The organism is Vibrio sp. 1-Bac 57, assembly GCF_037546855.1.
Lineage (GTDB): Bacteria > Pseudomonadota > Gammaproteobacteria > Enterobacterales > Psychromonadaceae > Psychromonas.
On sequence record NZ_JALAAC010000003.1, the window covers coordinates 41,058 to 58,420 of the forward strand.

Below are 17,363 nucleotides of genomic sequence, written 5' to 3' on the forward strand. Positions count from 1 at the left end.
CGCAATTCCATTTGAGTGATAAATCTCATGCACTGATGGAAACAACGCAAAACTTACATGATAATAATTATCAATAACATCAAAATTACATTATTTACATTTTCGAAAATAAAAACACAGATAATCTGGATTTACTATGCTGCTTTTGAGGGCAACAAAGTAAATCCAGTCATTCGCTAGAGTTGGTTAGCGTTTAAAAATAGAAGAGATGGCAGTAGAAGTATTAAATTGAAATATAAAAATGTTAAAAATAAAAAAATCCAAGAGAAAGTTGGCTGATTTTTTCACAAAAAGTATAACCTTTACCGTGCACGGTTTTGATATGTAATTTTGATAGCCCTGCACTCAACATTTTTCTACGTATGTTACTGATATGCACATCTAAATTTCTATCAAAAGCTGATATATCTTTTTTCAACACCTCTTTTTGTAAGGTTGCTTTAGAGATAACATTACCATCATTTTTACTTAGGTATTGTACTAAGGAGACTTCAGTTTCGGTTAAAGGTAGGCGTGCGACTCTCAGTGAAAACTGTTTACTGCAATGATGAAATGTTAAACGTTGCCTATCTAAACTGACTCGGCGTAACAAAGCATCAATATGCACTAATAGTGTTTTAGCGGAAAAAGGCTTTGTCAGGTATTGATCTGCGCCTCCTTGTAAACCATCGAGTACAGCAGTTGGATCGGTTGATTCGCTCAACAATAAAATGGGGGTGGCAAAATTTTTACATATCGTCGTAATTAGTTTTAAAGTCTGCGCTGAGGACAAGTAGTTATCAACTAATACAAGATCAACACTTTGTTGCTGCAGAAAGTTTAAAATTGTTTCACCATCACTAAAACAAGTGACTTGGTGTTTTTTGCTGCTTAGTACTTCAGTGAGTGACACAGTACTTTGTGGATCATCACTTAATAACACTATATTTGACATAATGACCTTTAAAAATAAAAACGAACGATAATGATTCGCATTCTACTTTTTAAAGTTGAACTTATCAATGATACGGAAACGTTTTTATCCTACTGATCTATTAACAATCGAAAAAACCTCGTCTCAGCAACATGCTAGCAACGCGTAACTGACACTTTTATCTATTCTACTAATCAGTCCATAGGGTTTTATGGCCATATTTTTATTGGCATATTTTTTAATAGCGTATTATTTGGTTAGGGTATTGTTCGAAGAGTTAGCTCAAAGTTGTTGAGCTGGTCATTTGTGACATAGCTTGATGAAGGTTGGCTTAACTTAATTGGAGGCTGGTGTAGCTGATGCTTAATTAATCGAGTATAGGCTATTAATAAAAATCTAACTTAATCGGTCTATCACTAATGTAATAAGGCTAATGTCATAAAGGCTTCAATAATCATCAAATGATCGTTGAAGCCTTCGTTTTAATCGCTGCGTTATAACACTAGCGAATTATCATTTCTTTGCTCTAAGCAGATAACGAGACAATCGATTCTATCTCTACACCACTTCGACCTAATGCATTTAATACCGCTTGCATTGATGCAGTCACAATATCTTCGCAATGTGATGCAGCACAGTAACGCTGGCCTTTAATGCTAATTTGTACGTAAGCCATTGCCTCGGCTTGTTCATTTTCAGCGCCTAATTTACTTGGCATAGCATGCTCATTATAATCAAGTAATACAATGTCATAGCCAATCTTAGCGCTTAGTCCTTTAACAAAGGCATCTAACACACCTTTACCTTCGCCTTTAATACCAACAACTTGGTCTGCGATTTCTAATTCAACCTGTAAAGTATCTACATTACCCTCGCGGTTTAATTGGTAATCAGCCATTTTAGCTGCTTGTTGTGGATTTAAATAAGTACTAGAAAAAATATCTTTAATCGCTTTAGGACCTACTTCTGCTTCGCTTTTTTCTGCAAACTCTTGAATATATGGGCTAAAGTCAACTTGCATCCAACGTGGCATTTGAATGCCGTAATCTTGCTCAAGTACATAAGCAACACCGCCTTTGCCTGACTGGCTATTGATACGAATAACTTGTTGATAAGAACGACCTAAATCTCGAGGATCAATAGGTAAATAAGCCACCTGCCAATGTGCATCAGGATCTTGCTCTCGCTGCTCAGCATCAATACTCATACATTTATTTATCGCATCTTGATGGCTACCTGAAAAGGCTGCAAACACAAGCTCACCAGCATAAGCATGACGAGGATGAACCGCTAATTGCGTACAACGCTCAACGGTTGAAATAATACGATCCATATCTGAGAAGTTTAATTCAGGGTCAATGCCTTGGCTGTAAATATTCATCGCCATGGTGACAATATCCATATTACCAGTACGCTCACCATTACCTAATAAAGTCCCTTCAATACGATCTGCACCTGCTAGCACACCTAACTCAGCGGCAGCAACACCACAGCCACGGTCATTATGTGTATGTAGGCTGATCCTTACTGCTTCTCGATGACTAATATTATCGTTAATCCACTCAATTTGGTCGGCATAAACATTAGGTGTTGATACTTCTACTGTCGCAGGTAAGTTGATGATCACTTTGTTATCAACCGTCGGTTGCCACACATTTATCACCGCATCACATACTTCTAATGCATAGTCCATTTCTGTACCGGTAAAGCTTTCAGGAGAATACTGGAAAGACCAATAGGTATCAGGCTGTTGTAACGCCATCTCTTTTACCCATTTCGCACCTTGCACTGCAATACTCTTAATCTCTTCACGCGACTTTTTAAAAACCTGTTCACGTTGCACCGTAGAGGTTGAATTATACAAATGTACAATCGCTTTTTTAGCGCCTTTTAAGGCTTCAAAACTACGTGCAATTAAAGGCTCTCTAGCCTGTGTTAATACTTGAATCGTTACGTCATCTGGAATTAAATCTTGCTCAATCAATTGACGAACAAAATCAAAGTCAGGGGCTGAAGCGGCTGGAAAACCCACTTCAATCTCTTTAAAACCAACATCAACTAATAGCTTAAACAACTCTAATTTCTGGCTTGGACTCATTGGCTCGATCAGCGCTTGATTACCATCTCTTAAATCAACACTACACCACTCTGGTGCCTGGGTAATTGTACGATTTGGCCAACGTCTATCGGTTTTCTGAATAGGTGTAAAAGCACGATACTTTTTATGATTGAAGCTAGATGGCTGATTGCTATTCATTGACATAAGAGATTCCCTAAAACTATTCTTCGATTAACGGTTTGTTGCTATCTTATTCTGTCCTACTTAGTCTTTGGTCTGCATAGTAGTTGGTTACGACTCTTTTATTTTATCTCTGGTTAAGATAAAACAAAAGAATCAGCGAGTTGGCTCAGCATGGTAAGGTTATTGCCACCCGTTTCCGGTTAGAAACTTCGCTCGCTATCCATAGTGAAACTATAAACAATTTTATGGAGTGAATGATTGCAAACTCGCTTATTTAATGGCAAATTATCGCAACAAAAACCTATTTAAACCAACAATAGTAGTGATTAAAACCAAACAGAGGTTAAAGCATGCACTCAGTGATCAAATTAGACCGAACTGACAAACAAATATTGCGCTTAATGCAAAGTAATGCACGGATCAGTAATTTAGAGTTAGCTGACAGTGTTGGCTTATCTCCTACCCCCTGTTCTCGACGTGTAAAACGCCTAGAAGAATCAGGCATTATTGATAAACACGTTACTTTATTAAAACCAGCAGCCTTGGGTTTAAACCTAACCGCAATGATCGGCATTAGTATGGATAGGCATACCCCAGAACGATTTGAAAACTTTGAAAGAGAAGTCACATCATTACCAGAAGTTTTAGAATGCCTAATTGTCACAGGGCAATCAGCAGACTTTTTATTAAAAGTAGTAGTACGAGATATGCAGCATTACGAGAAGTTTCTATTGGGGCACATTACAAAGCTTGAAGGGGTAACCGGAGTGCATTCAAGTTTTGTATTACGTGAAGTTGTTAAAAAAACCGCATTACCGCTTGATTAATAAAAACAATAACTGGTAAAAATTTATACATAGTGCAGATTAAAGTACACACAGAAACACTCAAAGTAAGCGAAAAAGGACACACAAATGTCAGTAACACAATTAGATAGGATCACCATCGAACCTTCATCAAAAGCAACATGCTGTGTAATTTGGTTACATGGATTAGGCGATTCTGGCGCTGGTTTTTCACCGATAGTTCCGGTCTTACGATTACCACAGGATCATCAAATTCGCTTTGTTTTCCCACATGCACCGGAACAAGCAGTGACCATTAATCAAGGTGCAGTAATGCGCTCATGGTATGACATTAAAAGCATGGATTTACATAATCGAGCAAATATTGTAGATGTACTTGATTCAGAAAAAATCATTCAAGGATTAATACAAGAGCAACTTGATAGCGGAATTGCCAGTGACAAAATAGTATTGGCTGGTTTTAGCCAAGGTGGAGTGATGAGCTTATTTACTGGATTAAGATATACGCAAAAACTAGCGGGTATTTTAGCGATGTCATGCTACTTACCTAATGGTGATCAATTACCTGCATCTTTAACCGTTGAAAATCAGCAAACACCGATTTTACATCAACACGGTGAGCAAGATGACGTGGTGCCTTTTAGCGCTGGTAAAATGGCTAATCAATTATTAGTTAATGCTGGATATCAAGTACAGTGGTATTCATATCCAATGCCACATACGGTAGTTGCTGAGCAGTTGAGAGATATTTCAGCATGGCTACAAAAGGTACTGAAGTAAGGTTTACTTTGGAGTGTTTTTATTTCTTTACTCTATTTCTATTTAGTAGCGCTGTAGTTTTGGTGGTGCGGTATAATTTTGGTGTAATGGCATAGCTAATCAGCAATCAATTAGCATGATTTCTCGTTCCCATGGTCTCCGTGGGAATCCTGCTTGAGCTGTTTTTTCGTCCTCTCGGCGACTTTATTTCTCTTGCTCAGAAGAGGACCTATCCCTACAGAAATCAAATGAGCGGGCACCAGATTGTTTTTTGATCCGAACAATGTACAGCTTTTTAACACATCGACTATTCCTGACCATTACTTCCAAATTCTTAAAATAGATTAAAGACAATTAAATCAATAGCAAACAACATTTTTATACTAATTTTTAGGCATATTATGCTATGGTAAATTCTTCCCATTGAGCACTTCTGTAAGTTGTACCAACTTGTAATAGAGTTAATGGTGATGTGCGCTCAATGGAGTGATTAAGGGGGAATTATGTTAATACAATTTCTAAAAGGTTCTCTGTTCTAGGTATTTCCTAGGAGAGAGAAAATGAAAAAAGAAAATAAATTAATTTCAGCGTACGGTGTAAATGAAGCTGGCTTAGCAGCAATGCCTCGTAAAATTTCAGGCACTTTTATTTCCAGAATCTGTGTTGGTGAAGAGATGGGATGTAATCATTGTTTTCCACATGGCATAGAAACCAGTAATGACTACTGGTCAAAACAGCAAAGAAATTGGAAAAAAAATCGTAAAACACAATGGAAAAATGCTTAAGCTAATAAACTAGAATTGAAGTTAATTAACCAATGCTGACAACATAAAGCGTGTATTAGGAGACTGGTACGCGCTTTATTTTTTATTGTAAATGCTTGGCAAGATGATCGATTAACAAACGGATCTTAGGTGACATATAACGATTCTGTGGGTAGACCGCCCAAATGCCCTCTGCGGGTTCTCTGAACTGATCCAAAATGGTCATTAACTGGCCTGATTCTATATATGTTTGCACGTAATAATCCGGTAACTGCACAATACCAATATTTTTTAATGCAGCATCCACCAGTGATAAGCCACTATTACAGCGTAAATTTCCCTTTACCCTCACCGCTTTTTCTTTGCCTTGTTCAATGAAACGCCAATAGTCTCGCGTGCCCAATAAACAATTGTGATGTTTTAACTCCGATAACGAGTGAGGTTGGCCGTGTGTTTGTAAATAATCTTCCGTGGCACACACATAATTAAAACGTTGGCTCAATCGTTTGGCGATTAAGGTTGAGTCTTGTAATTGCCCTAAACGAATAGCAATATCAAAGCCGCCATCAATTAAATCAACACGGTGGTTAGTCAACTCGGTAGTCACTTCAATTTCGTTATGTAATGCTACAAAGTCATTCACTAATGGCAATATTTTTTGCTCTCCATAGGTAACTGGCACCGTTAGCTTTATTTTCCCCTGGGGGCTACTTTGCAGATTGGTTATCGCTTGTTCTGCGGTATCAAGACTATCTAATAGATGACGACAATGCTGATAAAATAGCTGTGCTTCCTGTGTTAGTGACACTTTACGTGTGGTACGGTAGAACAGTTTTACCTTTAAACGTTTTTCCAGCGCACTGATTTGACGGCTTACTTGTGCGGTTGATATATTGAGGTTTTTAGCGGCTAATGAAAAACTCTGGGTTTCAGCTACCGCTACAAATTCATTAATACCTTGCCACTTCATTGTTACCACCTAGTAAAAGTAATTTTCATTTTAGGTAGATTATCATTAATCCAGAAACAAATATAATAGACCTATTAAAATGCAATACACACATAACCGGAGTAAATATGACAGACCAATTTATTAAATCAAAAGCAGCAATCGCTTGGGGCCCAAATCAACCACTAGTGATTGAAGAAGTTGATGTAATGTTACCTAGAAAAGGTGAAGTATTAGTTAAAGTAGTCGCTTCTGGCGTTTGCCATACCGATGCATTTACTTTGTCTGGCGAAGACCCAGAAGGCTTATTCCCTGTTATTTTAGGCCATGAAGGTGGTGGTATTGTTGAACAAATAGGCGAAGGTGTTACTAGTGTTAGTGTCGGAGATCATGTAATTCCACTTTATACGGCCGAGTGCGGTGAGTGTAAATTCTGTAAATCAGGTAAAACTAACCTATGTAGCGCAGTACGTGAAACACAAGGCCGTGGCGTAATGCCAGATGGCACTAGCCGTTTCTATAAAGACGGACAACCAATTTTCCACTACATGGGATGTTCAACATTCTCTGAATACACAGTATTACCAGAGATCTCATTAGCAAAAGTAAGCAAAGAAGCACCACTTGAAGAAGTATGTTTATTAGGTTGTGGTGTTACCACAGGTATGGGCGCGGTATTAAATACAGCTAAAGTTGAAAAAGGCGATAACGTTGCCATCTTTGGTTTAGGTGGTATTGGTTTATCGGCTATCATCGGTGCAAAAATGGCTGGCGCAAATAGAATCATTGGTGTTGATATTAATGAAAGTAAATTTGAACTAGCAAAACAACTAGGTGCAACCGACTGTATTAATCCTAAAGACTACGACAAACCTATCCAAGATGTAATTGTTGAAATGACCGATGGCGGTGTTGAATACTCGTTTGAATGTATCGGTAATGTTGACGTAATGCGCAGCGCACTTGAGTGTTGTCATAAAGGTTGGGGTGAATCAGTGATCGTTGGGGTTGCTGGCGCTGGTAAAGAAATTTCTACTCGTCCGTTCCAGTTAGTGACTGGGCGTGTATGGCGAGGTACTGCATTTGGTGGTGTTAAAGGTCGCTCTGAATTACCAGCAATTGTTGAACGTTATATGGCTGGAGAGTTCAAGTTGAGCGACTTTATTACCCATACTATGCCATTGGAAGATATCAATAAATCTTTCGATTTAATGCACAGTGGTGAAAGTATCCGCAGTGTTATTCACTTCGACCATAAATAGCATACGTAAATAAAGTACCTAGCTAACATACGTAACTAACATATAACTAACGTATATAGCTAAAATCCTCATTGATAGACCAAGCAGGATCTCTGTTTGGTCTACTTCATTTAAAAACGAGCAATATTATGATCCTTGAAAATATCAGCAGTAATAAACTATTTGAAGGTTGGCATAAACAATATACTCACTCATCAAACATACTTAACTGTGAAATGCGTTTTGCCATCTATTTACCGCCGCAGGCAAGCAGTAATAATCCAGTACCAGTCATGTATTGGTTGTCAGGTTTAACCTGTAGCGACGAAAACTTTATGCAAAAAGCAGGCGCACAAAAGTTAGCAGCAGAGTTAGGTATTGCGATTGTTGCACCGGATACCAGCCCACGTGGTGATAATGTAGCCGACGATAAAGATAAAGCTTACGACCTTGGTTTAGGTGCAGGTTTTTATTTGAATGCGACACAAGCACCATGGAATAAGCATTATCAAATGTACGATTATATCGTTAATGAGCTGCCAGCTTTAATAGAGGCTAACTTCCCAGTCACCAAACAACGTGTGATCAGCGGTCACTCTATGGGTGGTCATGGCGCATTAACCATTGGTTTACGTAATCCTGAGTTATACCAATCAATCAGTGCATTTAGTCCAATCTGTAACCCTATTAATTGCCCATGGGGAGAAAAAGCATTTAGCGCTTATTTAGGTGATAATGTTGAAGAGTGGAAAACCTATGACAGTTGTGAATTATTAGCACAGCAAGAAAAACATCAACCTATTTTAATTGACCAAGGTAGCAACGATTCGTTTTTACAAGAACAGCTAAAACCAGAAAATTTAGCCGCGATTGCTAACACTCAATTAAACCAGTTCCAACTCAATATGCGTGAAGGTTACGACCACAGTTATTACTTCATCAGCAGTTATATTGATTCACACCTACAGTTCCATGCTAAAAACTTAGGCTTGCTGTAAAAGGTTAGGTCAATTGTCGAGAACTAATCAATAATGTTAGTTCTCGCATATCCCTCCATATTGAAAGACATTAGCTGAATCTTAACATTTGAATGACACGAGTTAAGCCAAGCAATAAAAAACCTAGATTCTGATAATAAAGGCATAACTCCCTCATTTATCAACGATTGATTTTGCCATGTACTCCCCCGTTTAGTTTCTTACCGCTTTAAAACCCAAACATCGTTAATTTATTTTCAAATACAAATGAAAGTTTACTTAGCCTGCTAACCAAGTATAATACTTAGCTTGCTAACTATATTTTATATGGGTGAGAAATATGCGACAAGAATTAGAGCGATTAAAGGAACTATCACTTGCTGAACATCTCGCCCGCTTGCATAGGTTATGGCGTAATGTTGCAGATATTGAGCTTGCACCATTGGGGTTAACCTATCCACGTTGGACCGCCCTTTGGAAATTATTGCGGTTAGGTGACAAAGTGAGCCAAAAAGTATTAGCCAATGCTTTAGAAATCGAACTACCTTCGTTAATGCGTACCTTGGGGCAATTAGAACAACAAGGATTGATTGAGCGACACAGCTGCGATAAAGATAAGCGAGCTAGAATTGTGCTACTAACGCCCGCAGGAAAAGAGATTTTAAAAAAAATAGAAGCACGGATCATTGAAGTCCGCATGGATTTGCTTGAAGGAATAAGCCCAACTGAACTTAATGAGTTCGAACGTATTATGAGTTTAATTACTGTTAACGCCAACGAAAAACTGGCGAATATCACTTCAACCGATTGATGAGAACTAAGATGACACCAGATCAACAATTTGCCCGTTTAGTAAAAATCGCTATTCTTGGATTTATGATGATTTTTAGCTATTTTTTACTGGCCGATAATATTATCCCTTTAACACCCCAAGCAATGGCAACACGAGTCGTGACTAAAGTAACACCGCAAATTAGCGGTAAAGTTAACATCATTGCAGTCACCAACAATCAAACAGTGGCAAAGGGAGATTTACTTTTCCAAATAGACCCTGCTCCTTATCAATTGGCGCTCGCGCAATCTCAATTAGCCCTAGAGCAAGCCAAGCAAGATAATGCAGAGTTAGATGCTTCACTCGCGGCAGCTAAAGCAGATGTAAATGCAAGTAAAAGTAATGCGCAGCAGAAACGTAGTGAAGCGAAACGTCTTGATGCATTATTTGTTTCTCATGGTGTTTCACGACAACAAAAGGATCAGGTAGATAGTGATGCAGACACTGCTGAAGCGAACCTTTTAGCCGCTAATGCCCGCTTACAAAAACTGAAAATTAGTCGTGGTAGTTATGGGGAGAAAAATCTCAAATTACGACAAGCACAAAACCGTTTAGCACAAGCTAAGTTGGACCTTTCTTACACTCAAATCCATGCGGATCAAGATGGTATTGTCACCAACCTTCAATTAGAGGTGGGAAGCTTTGCGACAATCGGCCAACCGTTACTCGCTTTGGTCTCTGAAAGAGTAGATATTATCGCCGACTTTAGAGAGAAGAGTTTACGAGGTGTAAATATTAACTCAACAGCATTAGTGACCTTTGATGGTGACCCAGGCCATCTATATTCAGCGACCGTAAGCGGTATCGATGCAGGAGTGAGTGCGGGTCAATTTGATGCAAATGGCCGTTTAGCAACTCCACAACAGTCCACGCGTTGGGTACGAGATGCACAACGTTTAAGGTTGCATTTATCTTTAGACCAGCCACTAGCGAACCGGCTCCCTGCAGGAGCTAGAGCGACGGTACAGCTATTATCTGATAATAGTCTTCTCGCTTTATTCGCCAAAGCACAGATTAAAATAATCGGGCTGTTGCATTATATCTACTAGTGATAAAACAAAGTCCTTCTGATTTTGCATTCATGGCTAAGTTCATTTCTATGTTCATGAGCTTAACCATGGTTCGGTTTATTATCGCATGGGGTTCAAAAGAACTTTCACGGCAGGCCGACACAGACAAAAAAGTACAATAAAGGTATCGCATTATCATGCAAACACGTAAAAACCCATTAACCAGCAATGACCTACGCCAGTGTTTACGGGTTGCAACAGGCGCAACCCTAGGTTTTGCACTGTGTAAAATATTTGATTGGCAGTATGGAATTTTCTATACCGTTACCCCAATGATCTTACTTGGTTTAGTCCCCGTTATGTCTGCTCATGCTATGCGCCAACTTATCGCTTCATCGGTGATGGCTATTATTGAGGTAGGATTAATCGGTAGTTTATTAATGGGGTCACCGGGAATGATGACACTGGTTGTATTTTTATTATTTCTTTATCGATTTGCATTTATGTCTCGAGGCGCTTTATTTCTATTTGGAGCAAATGGCGTCTTAATGCTCAGCATTATGTTGCACTTTGCCAGCTACCCAAATACCAACTTAAATGAACTGCTATTTAATAATTTTTGGGCAACGGTTCTGTCTGTGATCATTGCCTATGTCATGATGGCCATTATACCCGATACAGAACCTAGAACAGCTCATAAACCTGGGCCCAAAGCGACACACAGGATGCGTCACGAAGCTTTGTTAGGCGCAACCATTGCCACTATTTCATTCCTTATTTTTCAGACATTTAACTTACAAGATTCAATGTCAGCTCAAGCCAGTACAATCTTGATCCTATTCCCAATGCATTGGAATGGTGTGATTGGTTATGCTCGTAAACGGGCGGTAGGAACAATCATTGGTGTCACCTTTGGAGTGAGTGTACAAATCTTGCTTTATGACTGGTCCAGCCAATTGTTATTAGTCGTTCCCATTTTCTGGATTGGTCTGATGTTATTTAGTCAATTTCATGTTCGAGAAGGAGGAGGTTCAAGTATTGGTTTTGGTGCTATGACCACCTTAGGCATTCTTTTCGGACAATATTTAAGTCCTGATAATGATTTAATATTTAGTGCTTTTTATCGTATCAGTAGCATTGCAGTGGCAATTATTATCACCCTATTCCTTTGTTATTCGTTACATAGATTATTAAATCGCTTTGAAGCCACTCGTTTTGGATATTAATAACTGAAATTTTTTATTGATATTCGAGGTCTTTTGCATATTCAGTGAACTTTAGTTGAGCCAATAACGTATTGGCTCAGATATGAACATGACAAGGTTTTTCAGATGGTTAAAGAAGTTCCCCTGCGTTTAGGTGAAAAGGTGATGCCTAAAGCGCCAAAAATTTTACTAAGTAATGGTGACTACTGTGTGCCCCAACACTACTTAACCTATCACCATACTCTGCAAAGTGTCGAAGCACTCATTTGTGATATTGAGTATGATCCGAGATATGTTGTGTTTGCAGCTCAGGAACTATCGGGTATTTATATACAAGTAGGCGTTGTAGGTCACGATAACTACCATAAAAAATCAACTCAAAAAGAAAGCCAGCTTAAGTTATTATTTGGTCGAAAATGGCGTGTAGAGCCAGAACTGCCTACCTCTGAAATTATTCAAAGTGTTTTTTTAGCGATAAAAAAATCACGCGAACATGAAGTTAGAGAGCTATTCAAATTAACACTTAACGATAGTACAACCACGCCTTTTAACACTCATATTGATCTTCCTTTAATGGCAGAGTTTTACGATAAAGATCAATGTATAAGTGAGCCTATAGCGACAACAAGTACAGAACAAAAAATAAACCAGGTACTGAATAAAATAAATTATGACAATAGCCAACTCAGCTTGTTAGAAGCGCAACAACGCCCTAATGGTTTGTGGTTGGTCGATATAAAAGTCCAACAAACAGAACGCAGCACTTTACCAGAGATGGATAATGCGACACTTTATTTAATGGTAGATGAACTGTCTTTAAATGCATTGAGCCGCTCTTTAATGCAGGAGTTTATTCGCCTAAGTGATTTACATGTAGATAAACATTTTAGTTATCAAGGCTTTCATCGTTTTGACCCTAATATTGATATTGCAGATATTGCAGACTTGTCTCAACAAAGTCGTAAACATGAACTAGCGGCGCATTTTGCAAGCGAGTTTTCTAAGAGCAATAAAGAAATCGATTTAATGCGAATTCCTACTGTGAAAGAAGGTGTTTTAGCGCAAAAACATAAACAAATTATCGAACAGTTTCAATTACAAATGCAATAAACAACATCATAAAGTCTAAAGTTTATTTGTTAAAGCACAGGTAAAATACAGTTCCCTGTGCTTTAAACTCATTCATCTAAACTATTGGCTTTAAACTCGCTCCTCTAAACTAACAGCTTGTAATTCAGTGTTTTAAATTCACGGTTATAAATTGACAAACACCTTTAAATTTAAAGCTATTAGCGCGCTTACTGAAAGTGTACAAAGTTAATTAATGGGCATGTTTAATTGAATATGCTTAATTGAAAATGTGTAAGTATTAAGAAGATGAACAAAAGCAGGAAAAGACAAGTAAAAAATCAGCCATAAAAATAAACCTGATGTATTTTTTTATGGCTGACTACAGTGGCTAATTAATCTATATTGAGTTAAACCTAAACTTAATTAACCCAAGCTTAGTTAAACCAACCTTAGTTAAACATGTTTTTTAAGCCGCTATTAAAACTAGTGGTCATTTTAGTCGTAAGATCACCGAAGGTAGATTTCTCATATTTAACTTTAACGTAGTCGCCTAACTTAACTTGATCTGCATATTCGTCATCCACTAAAATCCAAGCAAAATGATCACTAATAAGGTTGCTCGTTATCGTACCTTCAACAACTGCATATTCCTCGATAGCAACATCACCAGTTAATGGATTCGCTTTAACTTCTAAGTTATAAAAGGTAATCGTTGATTCAGGTTTAAAGCCAAAATTCTTACCTGCTGATATTTTAAATAAACTTTTATCGCCATTTACTTTTCGCTCTAACACGTAGGCTTTAGGTGAAAAGAAGTTTTGGAATTTTGCTCTATTACTCTCAACACCGGCTTTAGCTGCTTTACGTATTAAAGCATTAGCAGATGCATTACTGATAGGGCATCGACTGTTACTAGTATCGGTTGAAAAGGAAGCTTTGTCTTCTGTTGTAATGGTTTTTGAATAAGCTAATCCTGGTAATTTATAGAGTTTTAAATTAGCAGCAACCGTCGCCGTGAAACGACAGTGCGCAGGTGTCACACTGGTTTTACCATCATCATTTGTGTACGACTTTCGCGCTGTAAAATCATAAGAGAGAGAAGCGTTTGAAACATTACCCGTAATAGCATAGTTAGCAACATCAGGACCATTATATTGCGACTTACCCTTTGACTCTGCTAGGGCGAGTTCTTTTTTAAGCTTTTTTGCAATATTTCTATCTACTATTTCAACCCCTACCTCCGCAAGATGAGTTTCTAATGCAGTGGAAATAGCAGTACCGGTATGGCTTGATTTACCTAATGGAGAATCTGTTGTATCTGCAGGAAAAATCACTATTTTTTGCTTCGCACCAGCAAGGGTTTCTTTGCTTGGTAAGATATCTGCTTTTTGCATTGAAACATCAGTATATTCGCGAATATTTTCTTTTGTTTGCATACAACCAGTAAGGCCCAACGTTGCAGATACTGCGACAACTAATAATTTTTTCTTCATGTACTACTTCCTTTTAATATGCAAAGTTAAATATGCTGAAATGCGCTTATTTAATTAATTTATACTCGTTATCAGTATCGTTTACTCATCAAATCCCAATAACTGATAAACATCGGAGCGGTTTTCAACCACGGTTAAGAATTTACTCACGGCACTTTCATAAGCTTGTTGGTAGGCCGTCACAGAAGAACCATTAAGCAGATATGATTTTTTGCTGTAAACCTTGCCGGAGTTGGATTTAACTAAGAAACTAAAGTTAATACGTGTGCTATAAACAGAAAAAGCCAAACTGTTCTTTGTTTTTCCTTGCACCTGAATAATGGCATCAGCTTTGCTTTTACGGCTAGCAACTTGGAACCCATGTGTTTGTATCAGGTCATTTAGTTGTTCTGCAATGGGGGATACATTACTCGTTGATTGAATATAAAAGTGGGTACTTGCAAGCAATTGCGCTTCGGCTAATGAATACTCCTGAAATAAACGCGTATAAGGTGTTAAATCAAATTCACTATCGGCAACTGCAATCAAATACAATAGCGGCTCAGCTTCAGCTACACTGGCTTGAACTTTGTTATAGGCGTAAAGCTGTTCAATCTTACTTTTACTACTTATATTATGCAGCCTAGTATCTATGTGATTGGTGATGGTTGTCAGCTTAGATTTTTTATCATTAATAAACTCATTTCTCGAGATAGCAATTTCTACAAAATATTGTTGTTCTACCTTTTCAGCCTTTTTTTGCTCCACGTGCGTAAACTCAATATTTTTCACTTGAGTATTAATTTTTTGTGAAAAAAGCTGATCTACTTGCCCATTATGTAAAGACTGCTTGTGTAATGTATCGCTGTTAACACTGACCGAAAATTTACCGGCAATCTCTTTTAATGCATGTTGCTTGGCTTCTTCAAGCCCCTTGCCAACACCAACGCCATACATATATTGTTGATTATCTTGAGTAGGTGAAAGCACCCACTCAGGTACATCTTCATTACCTGAGTTAGATGAACATGCACTTAAAAGTACAAGCCCTGTCATAGCAACAAATAAAGGCTTAAAATACTGCTTACATTTAATCATCATTTTTCCTATAGCAGATTATATTGCAGATTTTGTTTCGTATAAGGCGATTCGTTTAGACACTTTTTTTAAGTAATGCTTAGTTTCATCGTAAGGCAATTTATTCATTAAAGCGTTATACACTTGCTCAGGAGATAAAGTATTAATAACCCGTGCCGCTTTGTTAATATTTCTGGTGTTACCACTGTTATTAAAGACTTTTGCGACATTACCCGCGCCGGTGTTGTAGGCTGCAATAGTGCAATACAAACGACTCTTTGGATCGGTTATCGACTTCAAATAACGTTTATCTAAAATACTCAAATAAGCACTGCCCGTTTCAACGTTAATACTAGGCACATACAACTCTTTAACTTGCATTGGTTTATCTATTTTTCGAATCATTTTATTCACGTCATGACCGGCAGTGCGTGGCACTATTTGCATTAAACCATAAGCAGGAACCGCTGATTTAGCCTTCGGTTGAAAAGCAGATTCGGAATGCATAATAGCCATCACTAGCGCCACGGGAATATCGAAGCGTTGGCTCTCTTTTTCAGCAAATGGCTTGTATTTTTTGGCTCTTTTACTGAGGCTGTTAGCCGGTAATTTAGCGGTATATTTAAGAACTTTATAAGTAGGCGGTGTCACCTTTGTTTTTTCTCTCAGCGCTGCATATTGTGCTTCAACAGTTGCAATACGTTGTGCCTCTTCTTTTTCTAGAGTCTTTTTTTGTAACTCAACAGATTTTTCAATAATACTTTCAGGCACACTTGCTTGAGTTTCTTGTAGCTTATCTGCTTTTAGATCTGCTTCATTCTTATAAGCGAGCGTTTGCTTTTTGATCACTTCCTTGGCATTTTTTTCTTGTTCAGTATCGAATTTAATCTCATTTAACTGAATATTCTTGGCCTTAACGACTTTATCAAGAGCTTGTTTTACTTCTGATTTATTTTCATTTTTAGCAAGATATGACGTTAATATTTTTTCACTCTCAGCTGCAGTAGTATCCGCAGGAACGAGTATTTCAACCACAGCCTGATTGTTATCGTAGTCAACAAGTTCTCTGGTTTTTAAGTCTTCAGAATAAACAACATTATTTATATCTTTTGCAGTAGTTTCACCCCATTGCATAATAATTTGAGTTTGTTTGTAATCGAACCCGTTTAAATACTCCTTTCTCCAAGTGTCATATTCAGCTAAATACCCACTAACAAAAGAAATATACTCTTCGACTATTTTGTCATTGTCAGGGGATTCAAACTCATTCATTTCTGCATCAAATTCATCAAATACATTGTCTGAACTTGCCAGTGGGCTAAGTGCTAAAGAGATAACGAATAGGCTAGTTATAAATTTTTTCATATGACCTCAGAAAAGCCACATCACTCAGAAAATATCAGTGATGTGGCTTCCTATATTATTTGTTTTTTAATTTTGAAAGCACGTTTGCAAGTTCATCAGCGGTCTTTTTGTCATTGAACTTAGACCATAACTCGGCATCCTTTGCTTCTGCTTTTTGGATCACTTTAGAAAAGTTCATATCGAAAGTCGCCTTGTCCATACCTACTAACGTATACAAACCACCAGCGGGACTAGTACGTTTAGTAATGATTCTTGAGTTATTTAAAGTGGTGCTTGAGATACTTTTTGTGACATTTTCAAAGTATTCATCTACATTTTCACTAACACCTTCAGTAGTTGTATTAGTAGAAGACGTTGAAGCCGTTTTTAAAATACTTTGTACATTAACTTCGAATTGACGACCTAGATTCACGCGTGCGTCATTGATGGAAATATCATTCATAATACTTGCCCCTGCTACATTTTTCTTAGCATAGCCTGTCGCACTAATTTCCAATCCTGTTGGTGTTACACCACACACCCATTGCGGCGCTTCTTCCTTTGGCGCGTCAGGGTAAAAACAAGCTAATGACTGCACATCGTTAACACTTGAAGTGCTTTGGCAAGCAGTTAATACCGTTACTAACGAGAATGTGAGTGCTGTTTTTTTAAACATTGGAGATCCTTTTTTTAAATAACGA

The 17,363-nt window shown here is 37.9% G+C and carries 16 protein-coding genes; 9 read left to right on the top strand and 7 right to left on the bottom strand.

Translation table 11 applies throughout. The features are described 5' to 3' along the window. Window positions 1-244: 244 nt before the first annotated feature. Together MT391_RS02710 and leuA are read right to left on the bottom strand one after the other, a co-directional pair. On the bottom strand, window positions 245-934 hold the full coding sequence (locus MT391_RS02710; protein ID WP_499496847.1) for a response regulator transcription factor: 690 nt from the start codon (window positions 932-934) through the stop codon (window positions 245-247). A 505-nt stretch (window positions 935-1,439) separates the two neighbouring features. Continuing rightward, window positions 1,440-3,176, bottom strand: a complete 1,737-nt coding sequence (gene leuA, locus MT391_RS02715; RefSeq protein ID WP_166368053.1) for a 2-isopropylmalate synthase — start codon at window positions 3,174-3,176, stop codon at window positions 1,440-1,442. Window positions 3,177-3,505: 329 nt separating this feature from the next. Here leuA and MT391_RS02720 point away from each other — a divergent pair, with 329 nt between their 5' ends. The 3 genes from MT391_RS02720 (at window position 3,506) to MT391_RS02730 (ending at window position 5,505) form a co-directional block, all read left to right on the top strand. Continuing rightward, the gene (locus MT391_RS02720; RefSeq protein WP_499438920.1) at window positions 3,506-3,982 is read left to right on the top strand and encodes an Lrp/AsnC family transcriptional regulator; all 477 of its coding nucleotides are present in this window, start codon (window positions 3,506-3,508) and stop codon (window positions 3,980-3,982) included. An 87-nt stretch (window positions 3,983-4,069) separates the two neighbouring features. After that, window positions 4,070-4,741 (top strand): alpha/beta hydrolase, encoded by a 672-nt coding sequence (locus MT391_RS02725; protein ID WP_499496848.1) that lies wholly within the window; start codon window positions 4,070-4,072, stop codon window positions 4,739-4,741. A 539-nt stretch (window positions 4,742-5,280) separates the two neighbouring features. After that, the gene (locus tag MT391_RS02730) at window positions 5,281-5,505 is read left to right on the top strand and encodes a phosphate ABC transporter substrate-binding protein (protein WP_166368059.1); all 225 of its coding nucleotides are present in this window, start codon (window positions 5,281-5,283) and stop codon (window positions 5,503-5,505) included. Window positions 5,506-5,587: 82 nt separating this feature from the next. Here MT391_RS02730 and MT391_RS02735 read toward each other — a convergent pair whose 3' ends face one another. Beyond that, window positions 5,588-6,454, bottom strand: coding sequence for a LysR family transcriptional regulator (locus MT391_RS02735; protein ID WP_166368061.1), 867 nt, complete (start codon window positions 6,452-6,454; stop codon window positions 5,588-5,590). A 107-nt stretch (window positions 6,455-6,561) separates the two neighbouring features. On the opposite strand from MT391_RS02735, the gene MT391_RS02740 reads away from it, so the two are divergent. From MT391_RS02740 to MT391_RS02765, 6 genes are all read left to right on the top strand, one after another. Then, the gene (locus MT391_RS02740) at window positions 6,562-7,695 is read left to right on the top strand and encodes an S-(hydroxymethyl)glutathione dehydrogenase/class III alcohol dehydrogenase (RefSeq protein ID WP_166368063.1); all 1,134 of its coding nucleotides are present in this window, start codon (window positions 6,562-6,564) and stop codon (window positions 7,693-7,695) included. A gap of 128 nt (window positions 7,696-7,823) precedes the next feature. Beyond that, window positions 7,824-8,672 (top strand): S-formylglutathione hydrolase, encoded by an 849-nt coding sequence (gene fghA / locus MT391_RS02745; protein ID WP_166368065.1) that lies wholly within the window; start codon window positions 7,824-7,826, stop codon window positions 8,670-8,672. Between the two features lie 319 nt (window positions 8,673-8,991). After that, window positions 8,992-9,462: a transcriptional regulator SlyA gene (gene slyA / locus MT391_RS02750; protein ID WP_499496849.1), complete on the top strand. Its 471-nt coding sequence runs from the start codon at window positions 8,992-8,994 to the stop codon at window positions 9,460-9,462. A gap of 11 nt (window positions 9,463-9,473) precedes the next feature. Next, window positions 9,474-10,532, top strand: a complete 1,059-nt coding sequence (locus MT391_RS02755) for an HlyD family secretion protein (RefSeq protein WP_499496850.1) — start codon at window positions 9,474-9,476, stop codon at window positions 10,530-10,532. A 158-nt stretch (window positions 10,533-10,690) separates the two neighbouring features. Continuing rightward, window positions 10,691-11,719 carry a DUF2955 domain-containing protein gene (locus MT391_RS02760; protein ID WP_499496851.1) on the top strand — a complete coding sequence of 343 codons (1,029 nt, stop codon included), beginning with the start codon at window positions 10,691-10,693 and terminating at the stop codon, window positions 11,717-11,719. Between the two features lie 105 nt (window positions 11,720-11,824). After that, window positions 11,825-12,808 carry a hypothetical protein gene (locus MT391_RS02765; protein ID WP_499496852.1) on the top strand — a complete coding sequence of 328 codons (984 nt, stop codon included), beginning with the start codon at window positions 11,825-11,827 and terminating at the stop codon, window positions 12,806-12,808. Between the two features lie 410 nt (window positions 12,809-13,218). Here the strand turns inward: MT391_RS02765 and MT391_RS02770 are convergent, their stop codons facing one another. The 4 genes from MT391_RS02770 to MT391_RS02785 form a co-directional block, all read right to left on the bottom strand. Then, on the bottom strand, window positions 13,219-14,262 hold the full coding sequence (locus MT391_RS02770) for a hypothetical protein (protein ID WP_499496853.1): 1,044 nt from the start codon (window positions 14,260-14,262) through the stop codon (window positions 13,219-13,221). An 81-nt stretch (window positions 14,263-14,343) separates the two neighbouring features. Continuing rightward, entirely contained in the window at window positions 14,344-15,339 is a 996-nt protein-coding gene (locus tag MT391_RS02775; protein ID WP_499496854.1) for an LPP20 family lipoprotein, read from the bottom strand. 18 nt (window positions 15,340-15,357) lie between these two features. After that, window positions 15,358-16,683 (bottom strand): transglycosylase SLT domain-containing protein, encoded by a 1,326-nt coding sequence (locus MT391_RS02780; RefSeq protein WP_299663060.1) that lies wholly within the window; start codon window positions 16,681-16,683, stop codon window positions 15,358-15,360. Between the two features lie 55 nt (window positions 16,684-16,738). Continuing rightward, window positions 16,739-17,338: an LPP20 family lipoprotein gene (locus MT391_RS02785; protein WP_028870413.1), complete on the bottom strand. Its 600-nt coding sequence runs from the start codon at window positions 17,336-17,338 to the stop codon at window positions 16,739-16,741. Window positions 17,339-17,363: the final 25 nt, after the last annotated feature.

Bases quoted from the DNA above. Each gene is read 5' to 3' on its own strand.
- MT391_RS02710 (WP_499496847.1), bottom strand. From the start codon at position 934: ATGTCAAATATAGTGTTATTAAGTGATGATCCACAAAGTACTGTGTCA.
- leuA (WP_166368053.1), bottom strand. From the start codon at position 3,176: ATGTCAATGAATAGCAATCAGCCATCTAGCTTCAATCATAAAAAGTAT.
- MT391_RS02720 (WP_499438920.1), top strand. From the start codon at position 3,506: ATGCACTCAGTGATCAAATTAGACCGAACTGACAAACAAATATTGCGC.
- MT391_RS02725 (WP_499496848.1), top strand. From the start codon at position 4,070: ATGTCAGTAACACAATTAGATAGGATCACCATCGAACCTTCATCAAAA.
- MT391_RS02730 (WP_166368059.1), top strand. From the start codon at position 5,281: ATGAAAAAAGAAAATAAATTAATTTCAGCGTACGGTGTAAATGAAGCT.
- MT391_RS02735 (WP_166368061.1), bottom strand. From the start codon at position 6,454: ATGAAGTGGCAAGGTATTAATGAATTTGTAGCGGTAGCTGAAACCCAG.
- MT391_RS02740 (WP_166368063.1), top strand. From the start codon at position 6,562: ATGACAGACCAATTTATTAAATCAAAAGCAGCAATCGCTTGGGGCCCA.
- fghA (WP_166368065.1), top strand. From the start codon at position 7,824: ATGATCCTTGAAAATATCAGCAGTAATAAACTATTTGAAGGTTGGCAT.
- slyA (WP_499496849.1), top strand. From the start codon at position 8,992: ATGCGACAAGAATTAGAGCGATTAAAGGAACTATCACTTGCTGAACAT.
- MT391_RS02755 (WP_499496850.1), top strand. From the start codon at position 9,474: ATGACACCAGATCAACAATTTGCCCGTTTAGTAAAAATCGCTATTCTT.
- MT391_RS02760 (WP_499496851.1), top strand. From the start codon at position 10,691: ATGCAAACACGTAAAAACCCATTAACCAGCAATGACCTACGCCAGTGT.
- MT391_RS02765 (WP_499496852.1), top strand. From the start codon at position 11,825: ATGGTTAAAGAAGTTCCCCTGCGTTTAGGTGAAAAGGTGATGCCTAAA.
- MT391_RS02770 (WP_499496853.1), bottom strand. From the start codon at position 14,262: ATGAAGAAAAAATTATTAGTTGTCGCAGTATCTGCAACGTTGGGCCTT.
- MT391_RS02775 (WP_499496854.1), bottom strand. From the start codon at position 15,339: ATGATTAAATGTAAGCAGTATTTTAAGCCTTTATTTGTTGCTATGACA.
- MT391_RS02780 (WP_299663060.1), bottom strand. From the start codon at position 16,683: ATGAAAAAATTTATAACTAGCCTATTCGTTATCTCTTTAGCACTTAGC.
- MT391_RS02785 (WP_028870413.1), bottom strand. From the start codon at position 17,338: ATGTTTAAAAAAACAGCACTCACATTCTCGTTAGTAACGGTATTAACT.